Annotated in this window: 19 protein-coding genes; 13 read left to right on the plus strand and 6 right to left on the minus strand. The window is 62.7% G+C overall.

All coding sequences use genetic code 11. From position 1 onward, the window contains the following. Positions 1-3 precede the first annotated feature (3 nt). Complete coding sequence (locus CDV44_RS14305; protein ID WP_087688581.1) at positions 4-906, minus strand: GntR family transcriptional regulator; 903 nt, start codon at positions 904-906, stop codon at positions 4-6. A gap of 67 nt (positions 907-973) precedes the next feature. Then, the gene (locus CDV44_RS14310; protein ID WP_087688582.1) at positions 974-1951 is read right to left on the minus strand and encodes a polysaccharide deacetylase family protein; all 978 of its coding nucleotides are present in this window, start codon (positions 1949-1951) and stop codon (positions 974-976) included. A gap of 510 nt (positions 1952-2461) precedes the next feature. On the opposite strand from CDV44_RS14310, the gene CDV44_RS14315 reads away from it, so the two are divergent. From CDV44_RS14315 to CDV44_RS14330, 4 genes are read left to right on the plus strand one after another with little or no spacing between them, the layout of a single operon-like run. Continuing rightward, entirely contained in the window at positions 2462-3613 is a 1152-nt protein-coding gene (locus tag CDV44_RS14315) for an ABC transporter substrate-binding protein (RefSeq protein ID WP_087688583.1), read from the plus strand. A 57-nt stretch (positions 3614-3670) separates the two neighbouring features. Continuing rightward, the gene (locus CDV44_RS14320; RefSeq protein WP_087688584.1) at positions 3671-4549 is read left to right on the plus strand and encodes a branched-chain amino acid ABC transporter permease; all 879 of its coding nucleotides are present in this window, start codon (positions 3671-3673) and stop codon (positions 4547-4549) included. A 50-nt stretch (positions 4550-4599) separates the two neighbouring features. Continuing rightward, positions 4600-7143, plus strand: a complete 2544-nt coding sequence (locus CDV44_RS14325; RefSeq protein WP_371328766.1) for an ATP-binding cassette domain-containing protein — start codon at positions 4600-4602, stop codon at positions 7141-7143. Then, on the plus strand, positions 7140-8780 hold the full coding sequence (locus CDV44_RS14330; RefSeq protein WP_087688586.1) for a gamma-glutamyltransferase family protein: 1641 nt from the start codon (positions 7140-7142) through the stop codon (positions 8778-8780). The genes CDV44_RS14325 and CDV44_RS14330 overlap by 4 nt, the downstream gene beginning before the upstream one ends. 27 nt (positions 8781-8807) lie before the next feature. Here CDV44_RS14330 and CDV44_RS14335 read toward each other — a convergent pair whose 3' ends face one another. Beyond that, positions 8808-9527 (minus strand): response regulator, encoded by a 720-nt coding sequence (locus tag CDV44_RS14335; protein WP_058375385.1) that lies wholly within the window; start codon positions 9525-9527, stop codon positions 8808-8810. Positions 9528-9760: 233 nt separating this feature from the next. Between CDV44_RS14335 and CDV44_RS14340 the strand changes: the two genes are divergently transcribed. The 7 genes from CDV44_RS14340 (at position 9761) to CDV44_RS14370 (ending at position 16298) form a co-directional block, all read left to right on the plus strand. Next, a complete protein-coding gene (locus CDV44_RS14340; RefSeq protein WP_087688587.1) occupies positions 9761-10399 on the plus strand; it encodes an energy transducer TonB in 639 nt (212 codons plus the stop codon). 92 nt (positions 10400-10491) lie between these two features. After that, positions 10492-11268, plus strand: coding sequence for a MotA/TolQ/ExbB proton channel family protein (locus tag CDV44_RS14345; protein WP_371328767.1), 777 nt, complete (start codon positions 10492-10494; stop codon positions 11266-11268). Between the two features lie 4 nt (positions 11269-11272). Further along, entirely contained in the window at positions 11273-11707 is a 435-nt protein-coding gene (locus CDV44_RS14350; protein WP_087688588.1) for a biopolymer transporter ExbD, read from the plus strand. A 31-nt stretch (positions 11708-11738) separates the two neighbouring features. Then, the gene (locus tag CDV44_RS14355) at positions 11739-12167 is read left to right on the plus strand and encodes a biopolymer transporter ExbD (protein ID WP_087688589.1); all 429 of its coding nucleotides are present in this window, start codon (positions 11739-11741) and stop codon (positions 12165-12167) included. 18 nt (positions 12168-12185) lie between these two features. Next, complete coding sequence (locus CDV44_RS14360) at positions 12186-13577, plus strand: MFS transporter (RefSeq protein WP_249277546.1); 1392 nt, start codon at positions 12186-12188, stop codon at positions 13575-13577. Positions 13578-13583: 6 nt separating this feature from the next. Further along, positions 13584-14600 (plus strand): dipeptide epimerase, encoded by a 1017-nt coding sequence (locus CDV44_RS14365; RefSeq protein WP_087688591.1) that lies wholly within the window; start codon positions 13584-13586, stop codon positions 14598-14600. Between the two features lie 15 nt (positions 14601-14615). Next, a complete protein-coding gene (locus tag CDV44_RS14370; protein WP_170935984.1) occupies positions 14616-16298 on the plus strand; it encodes a serine hydrolase in 1683 nt (560 codons plus the stop codon). A gap of 94 nt (positions 16299-16392) precedes the next feature. On the opposite strand, the gene CDV44_RS14375 is transcribed toward CDV44_RS14370, so the two are convergent. Together CDV44_RS14375 and CDV44_RS14380 are read right to left on the minus strand one after the other, a co-directional pair. Further along, a complete protein-coding gene (locus tag CDV44_RS14375; RefSeq protein ID WP_087688593.1) occupies positions 16393-18027 on the minus strand; it encodes a serine hydrolase in 1635 nt (544 codons plus the stop codon). A gap of 29 nt (positions 18028-18056) precedes the next feature. Further along, on the minus strand, positions 18057-20345 hold the full coding sequence (locus tag CDV44_RS14380; RefSeq protein WP_249277547.1) for a TonB-dependent receptor: 2289 nt from the start codon (positions 20343-20345) through the stop codon (positions 18057-18059). 283 nt (positions 20346-20628) lie between these two features. Between CDV44_RS14380 and CDV44_RS14385 the strand changes: the two genes are divergently transcribed. Both CDV44_RS14385 and CDV44_RS14390 read left to right on the plus strand, forming a co-directional pair. Further along, positions 20629-21741, plus strand: a complete 1113-nt coding sequence (locus tag CDV44_RS14385) for an ATP-binding protein (RefSeq protein ID WP_249277548.1) — start codon at positions 20629-20631, stop codon at positions 21739-21741. 119 nt (positions 21742-21860) lie between these two features. Then, positions 21861-23318 (plus strand): M81 family metallopeptidase, encoded by a 1458-nt coding sequence (locus CDV44_RS14390; protein WP_087688595.1) that lies wholly within the window; start codon positions 21861-21863, stop codon positions 23316-23318. A 159-nt stretch (positions 23319-23477) separates the two neighbouring features. Here CDV44_RS14390 and CDV44_RS14395 read toward each other — a convergent pair whose 3' ends face one another. Next, a complete protein-coding gene (locus CDV44_RS14395; RefSeq protein WP_087688596.1) occupies positions 23478-24710 on the minus strand; it encodes an FAD-binding oxidoreductase in 1233 nt (410 codons plus the stop codon).

A 24710-nucleotide genomic window follows, 5' to 3' on the forward strand; every position in this document is an offset into this window, starting at 1 on the left:
ACCTCAGGCGCGTTTGCGGGCAGTGCGTTGGGGGCTGGTGCGTTTGACTGGCGCGGGCGACGGGGCGTTGTCCTCGACGGCGGCGACCTCCGGCAAGCCGAGCAACGACGCCAGACTCTTCTGCCCGCGCATCCGGGTCGTCTCGATGCGACGCTCAAGCTCTTCGAGATGCGACTGCATGCGGGCGATGGCCCCTGCGGCGTCGCGTTGCTCGATGCACGCCACGATCGCGGCATGCTCGTCGTGTTCGCACGGGGCATAGCCCGGCGGCTCGTACAGCCCGACGATAAGCGAACACCGCGAAATCAGTTCGGTGAGATAGCGCTGTAACACGGCGTTGCCCGCCAGCGCGGCCACGCGCAGGTGGAAGTCGCTCGCCAGCCGCGCCCATGACGGCTGATCGAAACGGTGCATCGCTTCATGTTCGGCATCGAGTTGACGCCGCAGCATGGCGAGGTCGTCTTCGGTCACACGCGATACGGCAAGCTCGACCAGCGAACGCTCCAACGCCCGCCGCGCTTCGAAAATTTCGCGCGTTTCCTCCGGTGTCGGCTCGGCGATCACGGCCCCTTTGTTCGGGCGCAACGTGACGATACCGTCGTGCGCCAGACGCTCCAGCACGCGGCGCACGACCGCACGGCCCACGTCGAACAGTTGGCAGAGCTCCGGCTCGGGGAGCTTTGTGCCGGGCGTGAGACGGTGCGCCAGCACGCCATCGACGATGGTGCGATAGATGTTCGTCTCGATGCGCGTCTCGGCGCTCTGCTCGTCGGCGTCGCGGGCGTCGCTAGAGACGGGCGAGTGCAACGAGAGCAAGCGGGACTCGGTATCCTGCGCGGCCGTGGTGTTGGCGGCACTGCGGCGCGCACGACGGGGCGTGGGCGAGGGTTTGAAAGTGGCTGGCATAAGCGACAAGGGCAATAAGGTCGAGGTCTGGCAATCCGGGCAATACGGCTTGAGCGTCATGATGCGCTCATCCCATGACGGTGTCAGGCTGGTCGACGCTGACCGAGGCGACGTGCGAGGTAATTTCGCCGGGCGTCGCAATCCAGATCTCGCCACGCTGCGCCGCTTGCGCGATGAGCGTCAGCGCGCGTCGCAGATGCCGAAGCCGATACGGTTGCCCCACGAGATATGGATGCAGTGCAATCCCCATCACGAGCGGCTGCCCGCGCGTCGGGTGCTCCGCCTGCGCGTACATCTCGTCGAAGTTGTCGACAATCATGTCGGCGAAAGCCGCGCCATCCATCTGGCGCCCGACGATCATGGGGATGTCGTTCACCTCCTGCGGATACGGCACCGACCACAGCGTGCCGTGAGCGGTGCGCATGCGCACCGGGCGGTCGTCGTGACACCAGTTGAGCGTATAGCGGTAGCCCGTGCGCGAGAGCAGATCCGGCGTGTGATGCGTCTCCGATATCCATGGCGAGAGCCACCCGGTCGGCGTATGGCCGGTTGCCTCCGTCAGACGCGCGCGGCAATGCGCCAGCAGATCGTGCTCGTGCGCGTACTCGAAGTCGCTTTGCCGATGCGCATTGGTATGGCCGTGCCCGATCAGTTCGTGTCCGCGCGCCACGCACGCGTGCACAAGCTCGGGACAGTGATCGAGCAACGACGTATTGAGCACCGCCCCCACAGGCATCGACAGGTCGTCGAACAGATCGAGACAACGCCACGCGCCGACCCGGTTGCCGTACTCGCGCCAGCTGTAGTTGAGCACGTCCGGCTGCGGCGAGGCGGGGCCGAGATTCGCGCCCAACCCTTCTCCGAAAGCGAAGTGCTCCAGATTGAAGCCGAGATAGACGGCCAGCCGTGCGCCGTTAGGCCAGCGATACGTGTCGCGTGCCGTGATGGGCAGATAGTCGAAGCGGTCGTGCGAGCGCAGTGCGCCGAAGCGCGTGTCGTCGGTCACCACGTCATCGCGTTCCGGAAGAGTCAGGGCAGAAGTCATCTTGTGTCGTCGTTGCCATTGGGCGTCGCGAGAGGCTCAAGTTCTGAGGCCGTTCATTCGTCGTCGGTGTATTCGTGAGCCGTCTTGAAACATTGGCGCACCGCCGCAGTGCGGGCGCGTTCCGAATTGGCGCAAAACACATCGTCTACGAACGCTACACACAATCGTTCGCAATTTCGATGCCAGATCGTCAACACGTTGCCATTCATATCGTGCAGACCGATATCGAAGAAATGTCGACGAGGTGGCACACCTCTTGCGTACGGGCTGCATATCACGGGCGGTGCCCGATGCCGGGCAGTGGTCCGCCCTTTTGATTCGCTTCTGATTCGCTTTCGATCCGCCTTCGAACTGTCGTCTGCGCCCTTACGGAGATTGCTCATGTCTGCCTCTGCACGTCCCAACGCTGCCCTCACTGCCGATATCGCTGGCTCGACGCCGGTATCCGCCCTATCCCGCTCCCGCCGCCAGTGGCTTCGCACCGGAGTCCTCGCACTGACGGCGGCCGGCATGTCGTTCGCGAGCATCACTAGCTATGCGGCGGACACGGTCAAGATCGGCCTCGTCACCGCGCTCTCCGGCCAGTCGGCGCGCGCCGGTGAAGCGCTCACGCGCGGCATGACGATCGCCATCGACGAGATCAACGCGAGTGGCGGCGTGCTAGGCGGCCGCAAGCTTGAACTGGTGCGCCGTGATGACGAAGGCAACCCCGCCAAGGGCGTGCTCGCCGCACGCGAGCTGATTTACAAGGACAAGGTGGCGGTGCTCTTCGGCGGACTGGATACGCCGGTCTCAATGGCCATCGTGCCGATCGCCAATCAGGAGAAAGTGCCGTTCATGGGGCCGTGGGCCGCCGGCACGCCGATTACCCGTAACGGGGCCAATCCGAACTATGTGTTCCGTGTGTCGGCTGTCGATGAAATCGTCGACGGCGCGATGGTGAACTACGCGCAGCAGACGTTCGGTGCGAAAAAGCTCGGCCTGATTCTCGTGAACAACCCGTGGGGCGAGTCGAACGAGAAAGGCATCGTCGCGGCACTCGCCGCCAAGGGCACGAAGCCCGCCGCCGTCGAGAAGTTCGAGGCGAACGACGTGGACGTCACGCCGCAACTGGGGCGCCTGAAGGCTGCTGGCGCGGACACCTTGCTGATGGTCGGAAACGTCGGTCCGTCGGCACAGGTGGTGAAGTCGCTCGACCGCATGGGCTGGAAGGTGCCTATCGTCTCGCACTGGGGCCCCGCAGGCGGGCGCTTCACCGAGCTGGCCGGCCCCAACGCCAAGACCGTGCATTTCGTGCAGACGTATAGCTTCTTCGGCGCGACGTCGCCGGTAAGCACGCGCGTCGTCGCCGCCCTCAAGGCGAAGTATTCGGACATCAAGGGCGCCGACGACATCACCCCGGCCGTGGGTGTCGCCAATGCCTACGACGCGATGCGTCTCACCGCGCTCGCCATCGACAAAGCCGGTTCGACCAACGGCGATGCGATCCGCACGGGCTTCTACAAGATCGACCGCTACGACGGTCTCATCAAAACCTACGTGAAGCCCTTCAGCGAGCAGCAGCACGACGCGCTGTCGGCACAAGACTACGTGTGGGCGCAGTTCATCGACAACCGCATCGTGCCGGTGGCACCGGCGGGCGCGAAAGTCGCGGCGAAGTAAGTCACACCGTTGGGCTAACGAACGGGCGCCGCGACGCGGCGTCCCGGAGGACTTTTCATGCAATGGATCTCGGCGCTGGTCGCCGGCCTGGGGCTCGGCAGTATGTACGGCCTCATGGCGCTCGGCTTTCATCTGACGTTCGCCGTGAGTGCGACGGTCAATTTCGCGCAGGGCAGCTCGATGATGCTGGGCGCCGTGCTGGCGTACACGTTCGCACAGACGCTCGGCTGGCCCATGCCGCTGGCGATCATCGCCGCACTGGCACTTTGCGCCGTCTACGGGCTGGTGGTCGAGCGGCTTGCCGTGCAGCCATTTGTGCGGCGCGGGTCCAGCGCATGGCTGATGGCAACCGTGGCGCTGGGCATCGTGCTCGACAATCTCGTCATGCTGACGTTCGGCACGGAGCCGCGCAGCCTGCCCTCGCCGCTTGCACAAAGCTCGCTGCAAATCGGTGACGCCGGTCTCGGCGTCTATCCGTTGCAACTGCTGATCCCGGTCGTCGGTCTCGCACTCGCCGCGCTGCTGCATTACGTGTTGCGCCGTTCGCGCTGGGGTGTCGCCATGCTCGCCGTGGTGCAGAACCGCGACGCCGCCCGTCTCATGGGCATCCCCATCCAACGCACGATCGCCGCAGCGTTTGCCGTCTCGACACTGCTCGCCGGCATCGCGGGCGTGCTGATCGCGCCGCTGTTCAACGTGCAAGCGGATATGGGTACGGTCTTTGGCCTCAAGGCGTTCGCCGTGGCAATTCTCGGCGGCTTGTCGAGCGCGTGGGGCGTCATGATTGCCGGGCTGCTGTTCGGTGTGGCCGAAGCGATGATCACCGCGACGCTCGGGTCGGGCTACACACAAATCATCACGTTCGGTCTGGTCATTGTGTTGCTGGCCATGCGGCCGGACGGCATTTTCGGTCGCGCGGAGGTGCGCAAAGTATGAGTGACTCTCCTTTGCGACTGGCGTCGCAGCCTGCCGTCTCTCTCTCGCCGATGAAGACGCAGCCCTCGCGTGATGGTCTGGCCCTTGGCGCTGTACTTGCCGTCGCGCTGCTGGCGATGGCCGGTGCCGCATGTGTCGTGAACGGCTATTTCGTGGTGGTGATCGCCGGGGTGGCGTTGCTGGCCATCTGCGGCGTGGGTCTGAATCTTCTGCTGGGTCTGACCGGACAGGTGTCGTTCGGCCATGTCGGCTTCTATGCCATCGGGGCGTACGCCGTGGCGATTCTGACGACGCAGGCGGGCTGGCCGTTCTGGCCTGCATGGCTGGCGGGTGGCGTGATTGCGGCGCTCACCGGTGGATTGCTCGCGTTGCCTGCGCTTCGCGTGCGCGGGCCGGGGCTGGCGATGGTGACGATTGCGTTTGGCTTCATCGTGGAACATGGCGCAGTCGAGTGGCGTGGCTTGACAGGCGGTCAGAACGGCCTGATGGGCGTGCTGCCGCCGGGTGTCTTCGGTATCGCAGGCAGCGAGCGTGTGGTGGCGGTAGCGGCTTTAGTCGTGCTTGCTGTCTCGTTGCTGATTTACGCACGCATCTCTCGCGGCGCGTGGGGCGCGGCCATGCGAGCCGTGCGCGATAGCGAAACGGCGGCGGCATCGATCGGCGTCAATCCAATTGTCGTGAAGGCGGTAGCGTTCGCATTCTCCGCAGCGCTCGCCGGACTTGCGGGCGGGTTGTTCGCACCGCTGCAAGGCATGGTCACGCCGGGCATGTTCTCGTTCCTTCAGTCGATTCTGTTCGTCCTCGTCGTGATGATCGGCGGCGCGGGCACGATTGCCGGACCGCTCGTCGGTGCCGTGATCGTCGGACTGTTGCCGGAGTTTCTTGCCAGTCTTGAGAACCTGCGCCTGTTGTGTTTCGGCGTGTTGTTACTGGTGGTGTTGTGGGGGGCGCCCAACGGCGTGATCGGGGTGCTGGGAAATTGGTGGACGTCGCGCAGACGTGCCGCATCGGGTGACGCCAGCATCGGGACGGCGTCGACGCTGACCTTGCCGGTGCTCGCGCCGTCGCAACGCAAGGGACTCGCGGCGCACGGGTTGACGATGACCTTCGGTGGCGTGAAAGCCGTGGCCGATCTCTCGTTCGAATTGCCTGCGGCGGGCGTGACCAGCCTGATCGGACCGAACGGTGCGGGCAAGTCGACCGTGCTCAATATGCTGTCCGGTTTCTACCGGCCGCAGTCGGGCACGCGCTCGCTCGGCGGGAACGGACTTGCGGCACGCGGTGCTTGTGACAGCGCACGGCACGGCGTGGCGCGCACGTATCAGACCTCGCAACTGTTCGCGGGCATGAGCGTGCTCGATAACGTGACGCTGGGGTTGAGTGCGGGGCGTCTGGGGGGATTGCTCGGCGTCGCCCGCATGCGAGGCAAGACGCAACGCGATGAGGCGATGGCATTGCTGCGCGCTTGCGGCTATCACGGCGACGTCAACCTGATGGCGGCCGATCTCGCCCACGTCGACCGTCGACTTGTGGAGATTGCTCGGGCCTTGGCGACACGCCCGACGGTGCTGCTGCTCGATGAACCGGCCGCCGGTCTGTCGACACAGGACAAAGCGCAACTGGGCAAACTGCTGCGGCAGATTGCCGATAGCGGCGTGGCGGTGGGACTCGTCGAGCACGACATGTCGCTGGTGATGGGCGTATCCGATGGCATCGTCGTGATCGACGCGGGGCGTTTTCTCGCGCAAGGCACGCCTACGGCGATCCGTCACGACGAGCGTGTTCGTCAGGCTTATCTTGGCGCAGCGTCTGCGGATGCGGCCAAGCCGGTCGGACGCGCTGCTGCGACCACGCCGGAAGTCCTCGGTGTCGGCAAGCTGACAGCGGGCTATGGTGCCGCGCCCGTGCTGCACGACGTGTCGATCCAAGTGCGAGACGGCGAACTCGTCGCGCTGCTCGGCGCCAATGGTGCCGGCAAGTCGACCCTCATGCGTGCGCTGGCAGGCCTGCATCGTCCGGTCAGTGGCGGCATCACGTTCAACGGTCACGACCTGTCACGGCTCGATGCCGCGAAGATCGCCGCCATGGGGGTGGTGCTGGTGCCCGAAGGGCGTCAGGTTTTCCCGGAATTGTCGGTGCTCGATAACCTTCGACTCGGCGCGTTCCCGTGCGGACGTTTGCCGCGCGCCACGTTCGACGCCCGTATTGCGCAGATGTTTGCACGGTATCCGCGTCTGCACGAGCGGCAACATCAGCGTGCCGGCCTGCTCTCCGGTGGCGAGCAACAGATGCTGGCGATCGCGCGCGCTCTGATGTCGTCTCCGCGAGTGCTCTTGCTCGACGAGCCGTCGCTCGGCCTCGCCCCGAAGGTGATCGCTGAATTGTTCGCGTCGCTCGATGCGTTGCGCCGTGAGTCGCTGTCGATGCTGCTGGTCGATCAGATGGCGGTCATGGCCTTGTCGATTGCCGACCGTGGCTACGTGCTTGAAGAGGGGCGCGTGACGGTCAGCGGCTCGGCGAGCGAGTTGGCCGCCGACACGCGTCTCGCCGCGGCGTATCTCGGTGGCGAGCATGAAGCGGGAGCGGCCGCATGACCGCCCGCGACGTGGTGAATATCGCTTCTTCGGCATCGGCGAGTGGGCGGGCCGGGTTGGTCACGAGTCCGCATGCGCTGGCGAGCATGGCAGGCCGTGACGTGTTGCAGCAAGGTGGCAACGCCATCGAAGCGGCCATCGCCATCGCCGCGATGTTGTGCGTGACGATGCCGCACTTCACCGGTCTCGGCGGTGACGGTTTCTGGCTGGTGGCAGACGGTACGTCAGGCGACACGGCACCGCTCGCCATCTCCGGCATCGGACAAGCGGCACGCCATCTGCCTTCTGGATTACTCGGTGGCGATGCGATCGCTGTGCGCGGTCCGGCGTCCACATTGACCACGGCGGCCACCGTGGCGGCGTGGGAGGCGGCGTATCGCGTCAGTCGCGAGCAATGGGGCGGCACGTTGTCGTGGGCGTCGTTGCTCGCACCGGCCATCGCGGCGGCGGAAGATGGCTTCGCGACGAGTCGCTCGCAGGACTTCTGGTATTCGTATCGCGCTGACGAGATGGCGAACACGGCAACATGGCACGGCTTTGCGCAGACGTTTCTGCCGGACGGACGCGCGCCTGCCGCAGGCGAGCCGTTTCGGCAACCGGCACTGGCAGCGACATTGCGTCAGCTTGCCGATGGCGGGCCTCGTGAGTTCTATGAGGGCGAGTTGGCCGCCCGTCTGGCGGACGGCTTGCAGGCGGCGGGTTCGCCGCTCACGCTCGAGGATCTTGCGGCCACGCGTGTGCACGTGTCGGACGCATTGACGATGCCGTATGGCGACGGTGTGTTGGCGACATTACCGCCGCCAACGCAAGGGATAACGACGCTACAGATCATGGGGATTCTCGCGCGCGTGGGGCTGAAGGACTGTGCCCACGGCAGCGCGACGTATTACCACCGGCTCGTGGAGGCGGTGAAGCAGGCGTTTATCGATCGCGACCGGTGCATCGCGGATCCGGAGTTCGTGGATGTTCCCGTCGCGACGATGTTGTCGGACGGGCATCTTCGCGCCGCAGCGTCACGCATCGACGATCGGGCAGCACTCGACTGGCCGCATCGTTTTCGCGAAGGCGACACGGTGTACTTCGCGGCGACGGACTCGGCCGGGCGCGCGGTGAGCGTGCTACAGACGATCTACTTCGACTGGGGCAGCGGCGTGATGGCGGGCGACACGGGGGTGCTATGGCACAACCGGGGCGCGGCGTTTCGCCCGGCGGGCAGTGCACATCCGAATGCGCTGATGCCCGGCAAGCGGCCGTTTCATACGCTTAATCCCGGCATGTATCTGAAAGGTGGGAAAGCGCGATTGCTGTATGGGACACAGGGGGCGGACGGACAGCCACAAACGCTGAGCGCACTGCTTACCCGATTGATCGATTACGGGATGTCGCCACACGAAGCGTTATCCCATCCGCGCTTTCTGTTAGGCCGGACGTTCTCCGACAGCCGGGACAACCTCAAGCTTGAGAGCGACGCAGGGGAAGCAGTGTTCGCAGCACTCGCGGCACGCGGGCATGCGATTGCGTCATTGCCGAAGCATAGTCCGCTGGCGGGTCAGGCCGGGGTGATCGCTATTGCGGAAGACGGTCGCGCGAGTGGTGCGCATGACCCGCGTAGTGATGGAGCGGCGTTGGCGGTGTAGCCCTGTACGGGCCAGACCCGCCGACACCTAGCCTTCGACATCGGATCGCGCGCGAACGTCGAGCATGTAGCCTTCTCCACGTATCGTCCGCAGTAACCGTGGCTCCTTGATGTCCTCTCGCAATTTATGCCGCAGCCTCGATATCTGTACGTCGATGCTGCGATCAAACGCATCGATGGATTTCCCTCGGGCCGTATCCATCAAGTACTCACGGCTTAGCACGCGTCCCGGCGCGGAAAGAAAGGCGTTCAGCAGTCGAAATTCCGCGTTCGAAAGCGGAATAACCGTGTTATCGGGCGCAATCAGATGGCGACCGATCAAGCTCAGACGCCATCCCGCGAACTTCCGCTCGTCCTTGGGTTCGGGTATCGCCCGCGCCTGCGCACGGGTGCGGCGAAGAATCGTCTGAATTCGCGCTACCAGCTCTCGCGGTTCAAACGGCTTCACGACGTAGTCGTCCGCACCAAGTTCCAGTCCAACAATTCGGTCGGTCATCTCGCCACGCGCGGTGAGCATCACAATGGGAATTTCCGACGAGGTGCGCAATTCCCGGCATAACGTCAGACCATCGCTGTCGGGAAGCATCAGGTCGAGCACGACGATGTCGATATCGTTGTGCTCGAGCACGTCGTGCATCTCCTCCCCACTGGCCGCCTGCATACAGGTCATGCCAAAACCGGCAAGACAATCACAGAGCAGAGTCCTTATCTGCGCATCGTCATCGACTACAAGTACGTGCGTTGCCATGGCTTTTTCCTCTTCTCATCCACCGCCGCGTCGATTCAGTGTCCCCAAGTTCCGGATTATCGGCGACAAACGTGCCGGCAATCTTGCGGCTTTGTTGCAGTCCTGAAACATTCGGCGCGATCCTATCGCTTCGGCTATGTATCAAACCCGATACAAAGTCGAGATGAAACAGAAATACCCGCGCCGTAACGTGACTCCACACAAGACCTATGCAGGTAGGAGACACGTAGTCCATGAATTACGCTCAGCCCAAACCACCCGCTCGGCGGCTGCTCGGCATCGGCGTGGCACTGCTGCTGCACGCCCTGATTCTGTATGCCTTGCTTAGCGGGCTCGCAACGCGTGTTGCGACGATCATTCAGGCGCCCATCGAGACGCGAATCATCGAAGAAATCAAACCGCCGCCCCCGCCTCCGCCGCCACCTCCGGTAAAGAAGATCGCCCCGGCGCCGCGCCCCGTCGTTCAGCCCAAGGCTTACGTACCGCCGCCCGAAGTTCAGGTACAAGCCACCCCGCAACCCAATGCCGTGGCCGTGCAGACCGACAAGCCCGTCCCCACGACACCGGTTGCACCACCGGCGCCTGTCGAGAGCAAACCCGTGGCGGGCAACGTCGGCGTCGTTTGCCCGAACTCCGCGCAAGTCCGTGCCGCCATCCGATACCCGCGTGAAGCGCTGCGCGACAACATCACCGGCAGCGTACTCGTCGAGTTCGTTGTTGGCACTGACGGGCAAGTCAAACAACTTCGTGTCGCCCGATCGGCAGCCCCCGTGCTGGACCGAGCCGCGGAGAGCGCGGTGCGGCAATTTCAGTGCGTCGCGCAAGGCCAGGAAGTCCGCGTCCAGGTGCCGTTCGATTTTCAACTCAATTGAGGCGGTCTTCAACCGCCCCCCTCGGAACTCACGTCAAGGAGACGACCATGCTTCAGTTCCAGTATCGTGCCATGCCCCGTAAGCGCCGCGTTATGGCGCTTATGACAGTCGTATCGACGATCGCGGCGTTCGCCTCGTTCAGCGCACACGCAGCATCGACCGTAACCAACCCCTACGGGCTGCAAGCGCTATGGGAAGGCGGCGATATGATCGCTCGCGGGACCCTGCTCATCCTCGTGATCATGTCCATGGGGAGCTGGTACATCATCGTCGCCAAACTGCTCGAACAGGCCAAGGTCCTGCGTCGTGCCCGTGCCGCGGAAAAGACGTTCTGGAATGCCGCGTCGCTCTCCGAAGGCGTCCGGTCGCTCGATGCGGGAAGCCCGTTTCGATACATTGCGGAAACCGCGCTGTCTGCCCGTGATCATCACAACGGCGCACTGCTCGATCAGGTCGATTTGAATACTTGGGTCGCGAGCGCCATCGAGCGTGCGATGACCGGCGTATCGAATCGCCTTCAGGATGGGCTTTCGTTCTTGGGCACGGTCGGTTCGACAGCGCCTTTCGTTGGCCTTTTCGGCACCGTCTGGGGCATCTATCACGCGCTCACCGCAATCGGCATTGCGGGCCAAGCCTCCATCGACAAGGTCGCGGGCCCCGTGGGAGAAGCGTTGATCATGACGGCAATCGGTCTGGCGGTCGCCGTTCCCGCCGTGCTCGGATACAACTGGCTTGTCCGTCGCAACAAAGCGGTCATGGAGCGTGTGCGCGATTTCGGCAGCGAAATACACAACGTGCTGCTCACCGGTAAAACGACGGCGTCCGCCATCGTGGCGACCCGGTCGTCTCAAGTCGCGCGCGTGGGGTGATGCCATGGCGATATCCCTGTCTGGCGGGAGCGGTGGCGCAGAGCACGACGAGGTCATGGCGACCATCAACACGACGCCGCTGGTCGACGTCATGCTGGTGTTGCTCATCATCTTCCTGATCACGATTCCCGTGGTCTCGCACACCGTCCCCGTCACGCTTCCGAAGGAAGCCGTTCAACCCTTGCAGACCACACCGCAGAACGTTGTTCTTGCCGTGACAGGCGACGGCGAGGTGTATTGGGACGAGCGACGTATTCCCGACGCCGCAACGTTGCTGGACAAACTCAAGACGGTCGCTGTATTGACGCCCCAACCCGAAGTGCATATTCGCGGCGATCTCGACGCTCGCTACGCCGCGATCGGACGGGTGGTCCTGGCATGCCAGCGTGCGGGCATCGCCAAAGTCGACTTCATCACCGAAGCGCCGCCGCGCCAATAGCGCGCGAGACGCCCTACATCAGGAGACTTCCATGGCAATGACCATGCCATCGGGCGCTGACGAAAACGGCGACATCATGGTGGAGATCAACACGACGCCGCTCATCGACGTCATGTTGGTGCTGCTGATCATGCTGATTCTCACCATCCCGATTCAGACGCATGCCGTGAAACTCGACATGCCCACCCCGTCCAATGCCTCACCGCCGACGCCTCCGCTCGTCGTGCAAGTCGACGTCGATGCGAGCGGAGTCGTGGCATGGAACGGCTTGCCGCTTAGCGACCGCGCGCAATTGGAGACCCACCTTGCCGAAGCCGCATCGTCCACACCGCCAACTGAGCTTCACCTTCGCGCCGACGCGACGGCACCCTATCGGTCGGTCGCCATGGTCATGGCGTCGGCGCAGCGGCTAGGGGTGACGCGCATCGGGCTGGTTGGCAACGAGCGCTTCGCGCAATGACATCACGTCGGAGCGCCGATGTCCTCACGCGCTGACGCACTCAATACTGGACTTCAAATGTTAGATTCGAATACCGAAAGGCCGCGGTATGCACCAACGTCAAGCCGCGAGCGATATGCGGGGATCGGGGCGTGGCTCGGACTTCTCGCCCTCGTCCTCGTGACGTTTTTCGCCAACGTCGATCGCCAGATGCTGGTGCTATTGGCCGAACTCATTCGCACCGAGTTCGGCCTCGCCGATATTCAGGTGGGGCTTTTGCAAGGCGCTGGCATTGCGCTATTTGCAGGTGCGGCAGCCATTCCGATCGGATGGCTCGCAGACCGCGTGGATCGTCGTGCCGTGCTGGTACTCTGCATCCTGCTCTGGAGCGCCGCGACCGCCGCCTGCGGTTTCGCGACCGGATTCTGGACGCTCTTCATCGCATCGATCGGCCTGGGCATCGGCGAAGCAGGCCTCATGCCTATCATCTACGGCTTGCTCCCCGACCTGTTTCCGGCGCGCCAGCGCATCCTCGCCAACTCGGTCTTCGCACTGGTCAATCTTCTCAGCGCGGGCGCGGGCATGGCACTGGGCGGGTTACTCATCCAGGGGATCGACACCATGCATGGCGTATTGCCCTTCGGTCTGGGAAACGCGTCCACGTGGCGGATTGCATTCTTTGCCGTCGCGATCCCCGCGCCGCTGCTGGTATTGATTGTCGCGATGATCCGGCCCCGCTATGCCCATTCGGACACTCAGCGCTCGACCGGCAACGTGCCGGTGCCTGGGCTCGCCGCGGGTGAATACTTTCGCCGGGAGATGCCGATGATGATTCGCTTTTTCGGTGCCATCGCGCTGATCAACATGGCCTTTGCCGGTATCACCACCTGGATGCCGGTCGTCGCCGTCCGCTTCTTTGGTGCAACGCCTGCGACGGCCGGTGCCGGACTGGGCAGCGCGGCGATGACAGGTAGCGTCTTCGGATGCGCGCTCGGTTGGCTGCTCGCTCGCCGCCTGAGTTCGCGACTCGGCGTGCTCGCCCCGCTACGCGTATGTGAGTGGGGGGCCCTGGGGGCATGCGTCGTCAGCCTCGGGTATCTGATCGCACCATCCGTGTCCTATGTCTACGTCCTGTTCGGCGCTCAATTCATGTGCGTCGTGGCAGGCATGATCATGTTTCCGGGACTGATGCAGAGCATTTGCCCGCCGTATCTAAGGTCGAGAGTGGCGGCCATCGGTGTGCTGACGACGGTGCTGATGCAGTCCGGCAGTCCTGTGGCCATTGGCCTGATGTCGGATCACTTGCATCGCACCGAGTCCGGTCTCATATGGGCCATCGTTGCCGTGGCGTTGCCCGGATTCATCGTGGCCTGCCTCTTAATGCGCGGTGCGGCCAATGCCGTACGTCTTGCCATCGAACGCTACGCCTGAGCGCCAATGACCATTCCCTGCAAGCTTTCCGTTCGTATCGAACAGTGGCCGCTGGCCACCCCCTTTCACATCTCGGGCCACACGGTCGACGCGGCCCGCGTCCTGGTTGTCTCGTTGCGATCCGGGCAACACAGAGGCCGAGGAGAGGCCGCTGGCGTCTACTACCGTGGAGAAACGCCTGAGGGCATGGCCGAGCAGATTGCCGCCGTACGCCCCCTGATCGAGCGAGGCATATCCCGCGAGGCCCTCATCGGGTTGCTGCCTGCCGGCGGTGCGAGAAACGCCCTCGACGCGGCGCTATGGTCATTGGCCGCTCAGCGCTGTGGCATGACGGTCGCACGACTGGCCGGACGCGCCCGGCTGCGCCCACTACGGACGTCATTCACCGTCGGTGTTGATGCCGCCCCCGCCATGGCCGAGGCGGCGCGTGGCTTCGAGGGCGCCGTTGCGTTGAAGATCAAGCTCGACGGCAGCGCAACCGACGTAGATCGACTTGTCGCGATTCGCGCGGCTTGCCCTGGCGCTGCGCTTTCCGTCGACGCGAATCAAGGGTGGACGCAAGAACACATGGTTCGGATGCTGCCGGTCATGCAGCACGTTGGCGTCGACCTGCTCGAACAACCCCTGCCGACAGGCGAGGATGAGTGCCTTGAATCCATGCGATATCCGATCCGCCTGGCGGCAGACGAATCGTTTCAGGATCTGGACGATCTCGCCACGGTCGCCCGCCGGTACGACGTCGTCAACGTCAAGCTCGATAAGTGCGGCGGCCTCACACGTGCACTCTCGCTGGTCGCGCCGATTCGAGAGCTCGGACTGTCGGTCATGGTCGGATGTATGCCCTGCACATCGCTGGGTGTGGCCCCGGCCTACATTCTGGGGCAGCAGTGCGACCGGGTAGACCTCGACGGGCCCTGCTTCCTGGCTGAGGATCGCGCGCCCTCGTTCCAATACCTGAACGGTTATCTGCAAGGCCCCGAGAGCGTCTGGGGTCGCGATGACGCCCCGTATGAAATGCATTGATCCAGGAGGATGGCCGTGTCGGCACAGGAACAATTTGACGGTACCGCTCTGAAGGCGCTGTTTGATCCGTTCAACCGAAGCGATTTACCGGGCGTCGTCGCCGGCGCCGCCGTTGACGGCGAGGTCGTGTTGCGCGAGGCCTTCGGTATGGCGGACGTTGGACTGGGACTGGGTTTGAATGTGCGGACCCTGCTGCGTATCGGATCGACGAGCAAGCACATGACTTGCCTCGCGGCCTTGCTGCTCCGGGAAGCGAAAGCGCTGGATATCGATGTGCCGGTACGCCGCTATTTGCCGGAACTGACCGGGGTCGCCGGCGACGCGACATTACGCGCGTTCATGTTCCACACAAGTGGCCAACGGTGCGCGCTCGACGTATCGCTCTTTACTAACGGGTTGGCGGTGCCGCAGACCGGCTACCTGCTCGACATCATGCGCCGGCAAACTAGTGTCAACTTTCCCACGGGCGAGCGGATGATGTATTGCAACGGCGGATATCACCTGATTTCGCTGGCCATCGAGCGTGTCAGCGCACAACCTCTTGCGGCGTTTCTCGCCGCCGAAGTCTTTGACCCATTGGGCATGAACGATACGTTTCTCCTGCCCGACGACTATCGAATCCACAGCCATATGGCCGCCTGCCATGTCCAAAACGGCGAGGGTACTTACGATCGGGGGATATTTCCTTCGCGAGAAATTCTCGGTGAAGGCGGTGTCGTCTCGTGCGTGGACGACATGCTGAAATGGTGTTCGCATTTGCGTGGCGAAAAACGCATAGGAAATCCCGACACATGGGACCTGATGTTCTCTTCGCCCATCTTCTCCAGTGGTCTACGCAGCGATTACATGATGGGCTTAAGGCGCTCGCAATATCGCGGATGCGAACTGATCCAGCATGCGGGCGGTGTCGTGGGCGGATCGTGCCAGATGCTCTGCGTCCCCGAGCACGGCATCGATATCGTGTTGCTTGGCAATGGGGCAATCCCGGCGCCGGCCGCGTTTTCGCTTCGCATGCTCGACATTCTGTTGGCGACCCCGATGAAGTGCTACGCCGTTCCAACGCCCGCCAGCACGGGCCGCTGGCCCGGACGCGCGGGGACCTATCGCGAGGTGAACAACGACATGGTGTACGACATCGCCGATCGCGCCGGAGACATGACGCTTAGCGGGCCGCTTGAACCGAGCAACCCAATGCTCTATCCGTACGATCGCGCCGAAACTGGCACGTGCGAGTTTTCCTTGGAATCGAGTGGCGACGGCACCTTTCTGCTTCAGTGGGGAAGCGCCGTCAATCCGGATGATGCCGAGGCTTTGCGCATCTCTCATTGCGGCCACGCGGCAATCTATCGGCGCGTCGAGGTATCGGCGTCGGTAAGCGTCGAAGTTGTCGATTCGCTAAGTGGCGCCTATGCCAGCGAAGAAGCCGATGCTCGCGCTACGCTGCGCCCTTCGGTATTGGGAGATGAATCGCGTGACGACGTTTGCGCGATTATGTCGCTCGAGATAGTGGGACGCGCGGGCGAATGCCACTACGACATCTTTCCAGTCGACGTCGATCTTTTTCGCTTCTCGCCCCGCGCCCCGAATGCCGTCAGAACGGGAACGCTTTCCATCGTGAGGCACCCCGGCACGGGACGTGTCGAGGGATTTTCCGTCAACACCAACCGCACTCGAAACCTTCGATTTGCCAAGTCTTGAGCGGACACGGCAGATACCACAGAACGCATCGCAGAGGTGGGAACTGACGTTCACAGTTGTTCTCAGTTCCCACCGCCCCCACCGTCCCCCAACGTCAGTCAATACGAGAGAACGCCAGCCCCCGCGTGCGGGATGTGGAGAGCGAAAAGCGGATGGCCTTGTCTGCGTTGCGCTCCACCCGTGCCGTGCCCGTCGAGAGTGCTGAAGCATCGGCAGGCGCAAAGGTCCAGACATCGCGGGTTATCGCACTCAGGCGATAGCGCACACTTCCCGTAGCGCCGCGAATGGCCAGCGTCAACATCCCGTTCTCGATTGAGACGACGGCGTGGGCGTCGGCATCGTGGCTAAAGTATCGACCACAGATTCCGTCCATTTCCAACGCCTCATCCGGCAGGACAATGTCGTATCGGCGCAGAGTCACGGCATGCCCGCTCTCGATGACATCGATGGCTGAAACGTCGCCTGCCGGCGTACGCGCATGCGGCACCACACGAGTCTGCGCACCCGCACCATCGTCGATCCGGTATCCGAGCTCAGCCGCGATGAGTGGTTGCGGAAGGTGTGTCTGATTATGTGTCGTTGCGTACCAACCGTCGTCCCGCTCGATGATTTCCACCCACTGAAGCGGGTCGACGGAAAGATATTTCCCGCGCAAACCGGGATTGTCCGACGTCTGTGCCGGCCCTTGCCGCGGCGGACCGAGGACGTCATCGCCAAGGACGATATCGACAATCTCGGTCGCCAGCGCGACGGGATCGACTGGGGCGCCGTTGCTCATCAGCACAATATCCAGAGCATGTGAGGGAACCGTCAACATCTGACTGCATCCACCAAAAACGCCGCCCGCATGATGAATGGTTTCGACGTTACGATATCGGGTGCGTATCAGGCCCAGCGCGTAGACACCGAGTTCTCCGCTCGAATACCGAGGCATCGTCAGCATTTCACGCCACGTCTCGGGACTACCCAGCTCGGTGGGATGACGAAGATGTCCGGCCCACTTCAACATATCGTCGATCGTGGAGACGATACCGCCCTCCCCCAGTACGTCGACACTCGGAAACAGTCCGCGCAAATACCCGCCATCGCCGTCAGGAACATGCTGTGTGGCCATGCGTGGCCTGATCCGCAAATCGTCACTGACGGACTCCGTGTCGTTCATGCCCATCACGCGGAAAATCCGCTGCTTGAGAAACCGTTCGAACGACATGCCGCTGACGCGCGCAATGACCTGCGACAGGAGGTGATATCCCCCGTTGCAATAGATCATGCGCTCGCCCGGCGGGAAATTGACATCCTGCTGACGAAGCTCGATCGCCAGCGGTACACCCGGCCCGATCGTGGCAACGCCTTGCGTCATCACTGACAAGTCCAGATAGCATCGATAGCCACCGGTATGCGTCATCAACTGACGCAGCGTTGGCGCCCCCTTCAATTCCGGCAATTCGGGAATATAAGTGCGCACGCCCGCGTCGATATCCAGTTTGCCGTCCTCTGCGAGCAGCAAGGCCGCAAGACACGTGAAATGTTTGCTGGTCGACCCGATCCGCATGCGGGTCGCCGAAGTGTTCGCGACGCTGTGTTCGAGGCTCGTCATGCCAAAACCCTTGCGGTACAGTGCCCGCCCTTCATGGGCAACACCGACCACGAGCCCCGGCGCGTCGCCTCGGTTGAACTTCGCCAGATGGGCATCAAGGCGAGCGTGCAGGTCTTTCTGCTGCAAAGTCATTGAGAGTCTCCGGTATTCGGTCATGGGATTCAGAACGGCACGGTGAGCACAGCGCCGATAGTGCGCGGCTGTGCCACGCTGACCAGCGCCGGCCCGCCGAGTGGCATCAGTGCGGTGCCTGCGGCCAGGAGCGCGCGGCGGTCAAACAGATTGCGCACGTAGAAGTTCAGACTGGCGCGGCCGAAGTCGATGCCCGCCTGAAGGTCGGTCACGGCATAACCCGGCAGCGGGTAATCCGGCCGGCCGCTGCTGCCGCTAAATCCAGAGTGGCGACGGCCGACGAATCGTTCGCTAAAGCCGACGTACGAGGCGTACGTCCCGAGCGAGAAGTGGTAGGTCCCGGTCAGCGTGGCCGAGAACTTCGCCGAGTTCGGCAGCGGGTCGCCCGATTGCGTCCCAGTTGCGGCGTTACCTTGCGTCAGCTTGGCGTCGATGTAGGAAAAGCCCAGGCCAAAGCTCCAATGCCGATCAGGGCGGAAGCTGCTCGCCAGCTCAAACCCTTTAACGCGTGCATTACCCGCGTTGAGCACCTGATTGACGCCGTCCACGGCACCGAGCTGCTGAATGTTTTTCCACTCGATGTCGTAAACCGTGGCTGAAAACGAGAGACGTTTGTCGAACAAGTCGGCCTTGTAGCCTGCCTCGTAGGTCCAAAGCGTATCGGGCTGAAACGTTGGATTGCCATTGCCGGGAAGCCCTGTGATCGGGCTGATGAGCTGTGCGTTCGGCCCACCGGGACGATAGCCGCTGGCCGCGCGAACGTAGACGTTGCTGTTATCGGTTAACCCATAGCTGGCCGTCAGCATGTAGGTCTTACTGGTGTCGGACGATGGCGACGAAGTCGATTGCGGCGGGCCACCCAGAAGCCCCGACGTGGTTTGATCGTAATTCTGCTGGTTGTGGGCAATTCTGACGCCACCCGTGAGTGCCAGACGTGGCGTCACGTGGTACGTCAAATCGCCATACGCCGCGTATTCGGTGTAGGTACTCGGTGCCACCAGCCCAGAGAGGGTGGCCTGCGTCCCGTTGGGGAATCCCGCGAGAATGCCTTGATCCGATTCACTTCGTTCTCGGGTAAAGAAGAGCCCGCCTAACCATTCGAGGCGTTGGTTCGCCGCCGATGTCAGACGAAACTCTTGCGTCACCTTGTTCGTTTTCGCAAAGTTTGCCGCGACGACCGAGTTCAAATTGAGCCCTTGCGCAGCGAGCGCCGGCACGTAGACCACCGACAGATCCTGAGGCTGGTCTGTCTTGACCGATTGATACGACGTGATCGAGTTCAGGCGTGCCCAGCCGAAGTCGTACTCCAGACCGAGCGAGTAGAGCTGAACGTTTTGATGGAACGGTTCCGGGGCAAAAACGCGCGTTGTCAGGTCGCCATCGACAGGCTGGCCACTCTTGTCGTAGGCAACGTAATTGGGCGCGTTGCGATTGATGTTTTGCGTGATCGCGCTCAGCCGCACGGTGAATTGACTCGTGGGTGTCAACAGCAAAGACGCGCGCGCGCCGTACGTATCACCTCTGTCGATGCGGCTCCCCGCCTGCGGGCCAACGGCGTCGATGTAACCGGCATCATGCTGGCTAAACGCCGACACACGCACGGCGGCTACGTCGTTCTTGATTGGAATATTCAGGACCGCGCTGGCCGTATTGCCAATGCCGCCGTGCTTCGTCGACGACATGCCAAGGCTCGCCTGCCCGGAGAATTCGTTGGTATCCGGCTCGTTCGTAACGTACTTCAACAACCCGCCCATCGCCCCTGCGCCGTAGAGCGTGCCCTGCGGCCCGCGCAGCACTTCGATGTGATTCAGATCCAGCAGACTCATGTCCAGCGCGAACGAGGCGCCTTGCGAGAAGAGCGTGCTCCCCCCGAAGGCGACATCATCGACGTAGACACCCACGGTGGGACCGGTTTGTTCACCGGTCGTCACGCCGCGCATGCTGATCTGTCCGGCACCGCTTCCGCCTTGTGTGTTGAGATCCACCCCAGGTTCGCCCGCCAGAAAATCGGACATCGTCTTCGCGCCACTCTTCTGCAACTCGTCCGCCGAAATGACGTTGATCTGCATCGGCACTTCGCGCGCAGGCTCGCGACGACGCGTGGCGGTCACCACCACGGTGTTGAGTGTCGCGCCGTCTTTCGCCGACGCTGCGGTCTTGGTTTCTGCGCTTTCTGCGGTATTGCCCGGACTTGCGTTGGTCTGCGGTGCCGGGTTAGCGCTCTCCGCGTCGGCACTCACCGCCGACGCCGCACCGGGCGGTGCTACGGTTTGCGCATGTCCATAGGCCGTCGCCAGCCCCAGCAGCGAACCGACCAACCAGGTTCCTCCGCGCGGACGCAGCCTGAATCGGTGCAAAGTGACTGCGGTATGCCTGCGATGTTGTCTGATTGCCACTGTCGTCTCCTCCGGGATTTCCGCACTTCGGTCATCACGAATGCCTTCGCGGTTTGGATCGTTTAGCGTTGTGTATCCACGCTGATTCGAGTCTTAGCTCCGGGATAGACGTTATTTGCGCGATATTTCTGGTTCATGTGGACTTTGTATCGCCCGTGAAACATAGCCACGTGAACGCGGCTTCCGAATCCACGGGAAGTCGAACGTGAGGTATGCACCGGAGGATGTTTCCGTCCTGAAACAATCTGTTGACGAAGCCGCTACATGGGCGCGGGATAATGGCGGCATGTTCGAGTTCTCTTCCACGGCACCTGCCGCAACCATCATGCAAAAGCCATCGTTCGACTCTGCGTTCTATCGGTTGCTGTTTGTCATGCTCGTCATGGTGGCCCTGACACAAACCGGTACCGCGACACTGATGTACACGCTGTACTCCGCAGCGGCTTTTAAACCACCGCCCGGCATGTCAAACACGCAGCAGTGGGCACTCGCCACCGCTGTGCAGATCGTTCCGCTGCTCGTCTCCTCCTGGGTCGGCGCGCGAATGCTGTCGATACCGTTTAAGTCGCTGGCTGCGGGCGCCGCAGAGTTGTCACGCAACATGGACGCGCCACCGATTCCGGAAGCCGGCCCCATCGAAGCGCGACAGGCCGCTCGTGTTTTCAACTCGATGCAGGCGGCGATACGCCGTCAGGTGAACGATCGCAATCGCTTTCTCGCAGCCGTCTCGCATGACTTACGCACACCGCTCACGCGAATGCGTCTTCGGCTTGGGGCGCTCGACGCCTCGGAGTTCAGTGATCGACTGGTTGCCGATATCGATGAGATGACGCAGCTGCTTGATGCAACGCTCTCGTTTCTGCGCAATGAAGCTGTCACCGAAGAAGTCAGCCCCATCGACATCGATGCGCTCGTAGACGCCATTGCGGAAGACGCGATGGAGCGTGGCCAGAAAGTCTCTGTGCATGGCGCCATCGCGCCGCTGCTTGCGCAGCCACTAGCATTGAAACGGTGTCTCAGCAATCTGGTGGCGAACGCTATCCGCTACGGCGGCGAGGCTCGAATTGAACTCATCGACGGCCATGACGCCGTTCAGATAGATATCGTCGATCGCGGCCCGGGCATTCCGGAGCGTGATCTGGAGCGGGTGCTGGAGCCATTTTTTCGGCTCGAACAATCCCGCAACCGGGACACTGGCGGGACAGGGCTCGGGCTGGCCATTGCCCACGACGTAGTGAAGCGGCACGCCGGATCGTTGACACTGATCAACGGTAGAGAGGGCGGACTGATCGCACGCGTTGTGCTGCCTAGGCGATAGCGCTCGCAAAGTCGCCTTCCGGGGCTTCTGTGTCAATGTGGATACACATTGCTCACAATCCGGCAACGCGGTCCCAATAGAGTGTGTGTCATGGCATCCATCACACCTCTGGACTCGCAATGAAGATATTCGCGGCACAGCTATCGACCGAAACCAATACCTTTGCGCCGTGCCCCACGGGCTGGGGCGGATTCCAAGAATTCGGGATCTTTCGAGGCGACGCAAGCCTGCGCGCACCGGAAAGCGTGGGCTATCTGATGGCCGAACTTCGACGACTCGCCGAGTCGGACGGAAACGAAATCGCGGAAGGGCTAAGCGCAGAAGCGCAGCCTTCGGGCCCGGTGATTCGAGAGGTCTACGAAACGCTGCGCGACGAGATCGTCGCCGGCGTACGCGCAGCGCTGCCGCTCGATGCCGTTGTACTCATGCTCCACGGTGCCATGGTGGCGCAGCATCACGACGACTGCGAAGGCGATCTCCTCGCGTGCATTCGTGAAGTTGTCGGCCCCGATGTGCCGATCGCGGCGACGCTCGACCCGCATTGTCATTTCACCGAGTTGATGCAGTGCGCGGCCAACATTCTCATCGCGTACAAGGAGTATCCGCATACGGATGCGATCGACCGATTGCGCGAAGTCTATCGGCTGGTGACGCAGGCGGTCGACGAGAAAGTCACCCCGGTGACAGCCGTGCACGATTGCCGCATGGTGGGGGCATGGCATACCACGTCGGAACCGATGGCCGGTTTTGTGCGGCGCATGAAGTCCTTCGAGGGACGCGACGGCATTCTCTCCGTATCTCTCGGCCACGGATTCCCCTGGGGCGATGTTCCCGAGGCGGGCGCGAAGCTTTGGGTGATTGCCGACCGTGACCCCGCACGCGCCCGTGCGTTAGCGCGTCAGCTCGGTGACGAATTCTGGGCGATGAGACACGAGGTTCAGCCCCAATGGCATGACTTGAATCAAGGGCTCGACCTGGCATTGGCCGTGGGCGCTGGACCGGTGGTCGTGGCGGATGTGGCGGACAATCCCGGCGGCGGCGCCCCCGGGGATAGCACCTTCGTCCTTCGGCGGATCGTCGAGCGCGGTATCCCTGATGTCGCGCTGGGTTGCTTCTGGGATTTGGGTGCCATTCAAATCTGCGCCGATGCCGGCGTCGGTGCCACGCTCGATCTTCGCATCGGCGGCAAATGCGGGGTCACTTCAGGCGACCCTGTGGATCTGTGCGTAACCGTCCGAGCCGTGCACGATACACATTCGCAAAGCATCCAAGGAATGTCGATGCCATTGGGCCGCTCGGTTTGGGTCGAAGGACCGAACGGGTTGGACATCGTGCTCGTTTCCGTGCGAACCCAAGTCATGGGCGTCGATGCGTTTACCGGCATAGGCATCGCCATGGACGCCAAGCGGCTCGTGATCGTGAAGTCAACGCAGCACTTTCAGGCCGAGTTTGCGCCTCGGGCGAAGGCGATCTTTCACGTCGCGGCGCCGGGCGCACTGACGCCCGACTTCGCGGCAATTCCGTACCGCCGCCGCGACCTCAATTACTGGCCGCGCGTCGAAAACCCGTTCGTGTGATCCGAAGTGCACCGACGCCACGGACGGCCGTTCCGATCGTTTGCCGGGAATCGCCAAAACCCCGGCAAATTTTGCCCTTCTTATCGAAGGGCTTTTTTTCGTCTGAAACGCCGCAGGGCGGAGGCATGTCTCGAACGAGGGGAACGGTGCTGCACAAAGTCAGAATCGGTCAGCACGAAATGGTGACGGGTCGACCAACGCCGGTGTGCCGGTGAGCATCTCGGCTATTAAACGTCCTGTCACAGGACCGAGCGTCAGGCCATGGTGGGCATGACCGAATGCGAACCAGAGGTCGCGATGCCCGGGCGCCGGGCCGATGATCGGCAGCATGTCGGGCGTGCAAGGGCGGCAGCCCATCCATGGGGTCGGTTCGACCGGCGCTCCCAATGGGAACAAACGTCTCGCCAGCGGCTCGACTGCCGCGAGCTGCACCGGTGTCCGACGCGCGTCGCGTAGCGCGAGTTCGACGCCCGTGGTCAGACGAATGCCCTGACGCATCGGTGCGATCAGGAATCCGCTTTCGGCATCCAGTACCGGTTGATTCAATCTTGCGCCGGACTCGGGCAGAAAATGCCGGTGATAGCCGCGCTTGACCATCAGCGGCAGCCGGTAACCCAGCGCTTTCGTGATCTTATCGGACCACGGCCCCATGGCCACGACGGCGTGCCGGCCTTCAATGTCGCCTTCGGCCGTATGTACGCGCCAGTGGGGAGTCAGCGTCGTTGCGTCGCCGCGAATGATGCGCCCGCCTATCGACGTAAAGTACTGCGCAAAACGAGTCACCAACTCACCCGGATCGCGTATCGAATTCGAGGCGGTATGTCGAATGGCGCCTGCGAGGGTTGCGGAGAGCGACGGCTCATCGCGTTGAAGTTGCGTTGCATCGAGCCGCTCGAAGGGCACGTCGTACTCACGTTGCCACCGCTCGGCTTCAAGATGAGCGGCGTCGAGTGCAGCACGTTGATGGAAGACCTTGAGCCACCCGCCTTCACGTAGCAGATCATCGGCGCCCGCAAGGCTGATGAGTGTCTTGTGCTCAGTCACGCAATGCTCGATCAGGGTGCTGTATTGACGGGCGATGCGAGCATGGCGATGTGGCGCTGAGTGATGCCAGTAGCGCGCGAGAAACGAAGCAATGCCCGGCAGCGCCGACGGGTGATAGCGCACGTCCGTCGATCGATTGCGCGCGTAGTGAAGCAATGCACCGAAATGCCGAGGAAACGCGTAGGGATACACGCCTTCACGCTGTATCAATCCGGCGTTGCCAAACGATGTTTCCCGGCCCGGCGCCTCACGGTCGATAAGTGCAGTAGTCAGACCACGGCGCTGAAGATGGATCGCCGTCGACGTGCCGACGATCCCCGCGCCGAGTACGAGAACGTCGTATTTCAT

It is taken from the genome of Pandoraea sp. PE-S2R-1 (assembly GCF_002179865.1).
GTDB lineage: Bacteria > Pseudomonadota > Gammaproteobacteria > Burkholderiales > Burkholderiaceae > Pandoraea.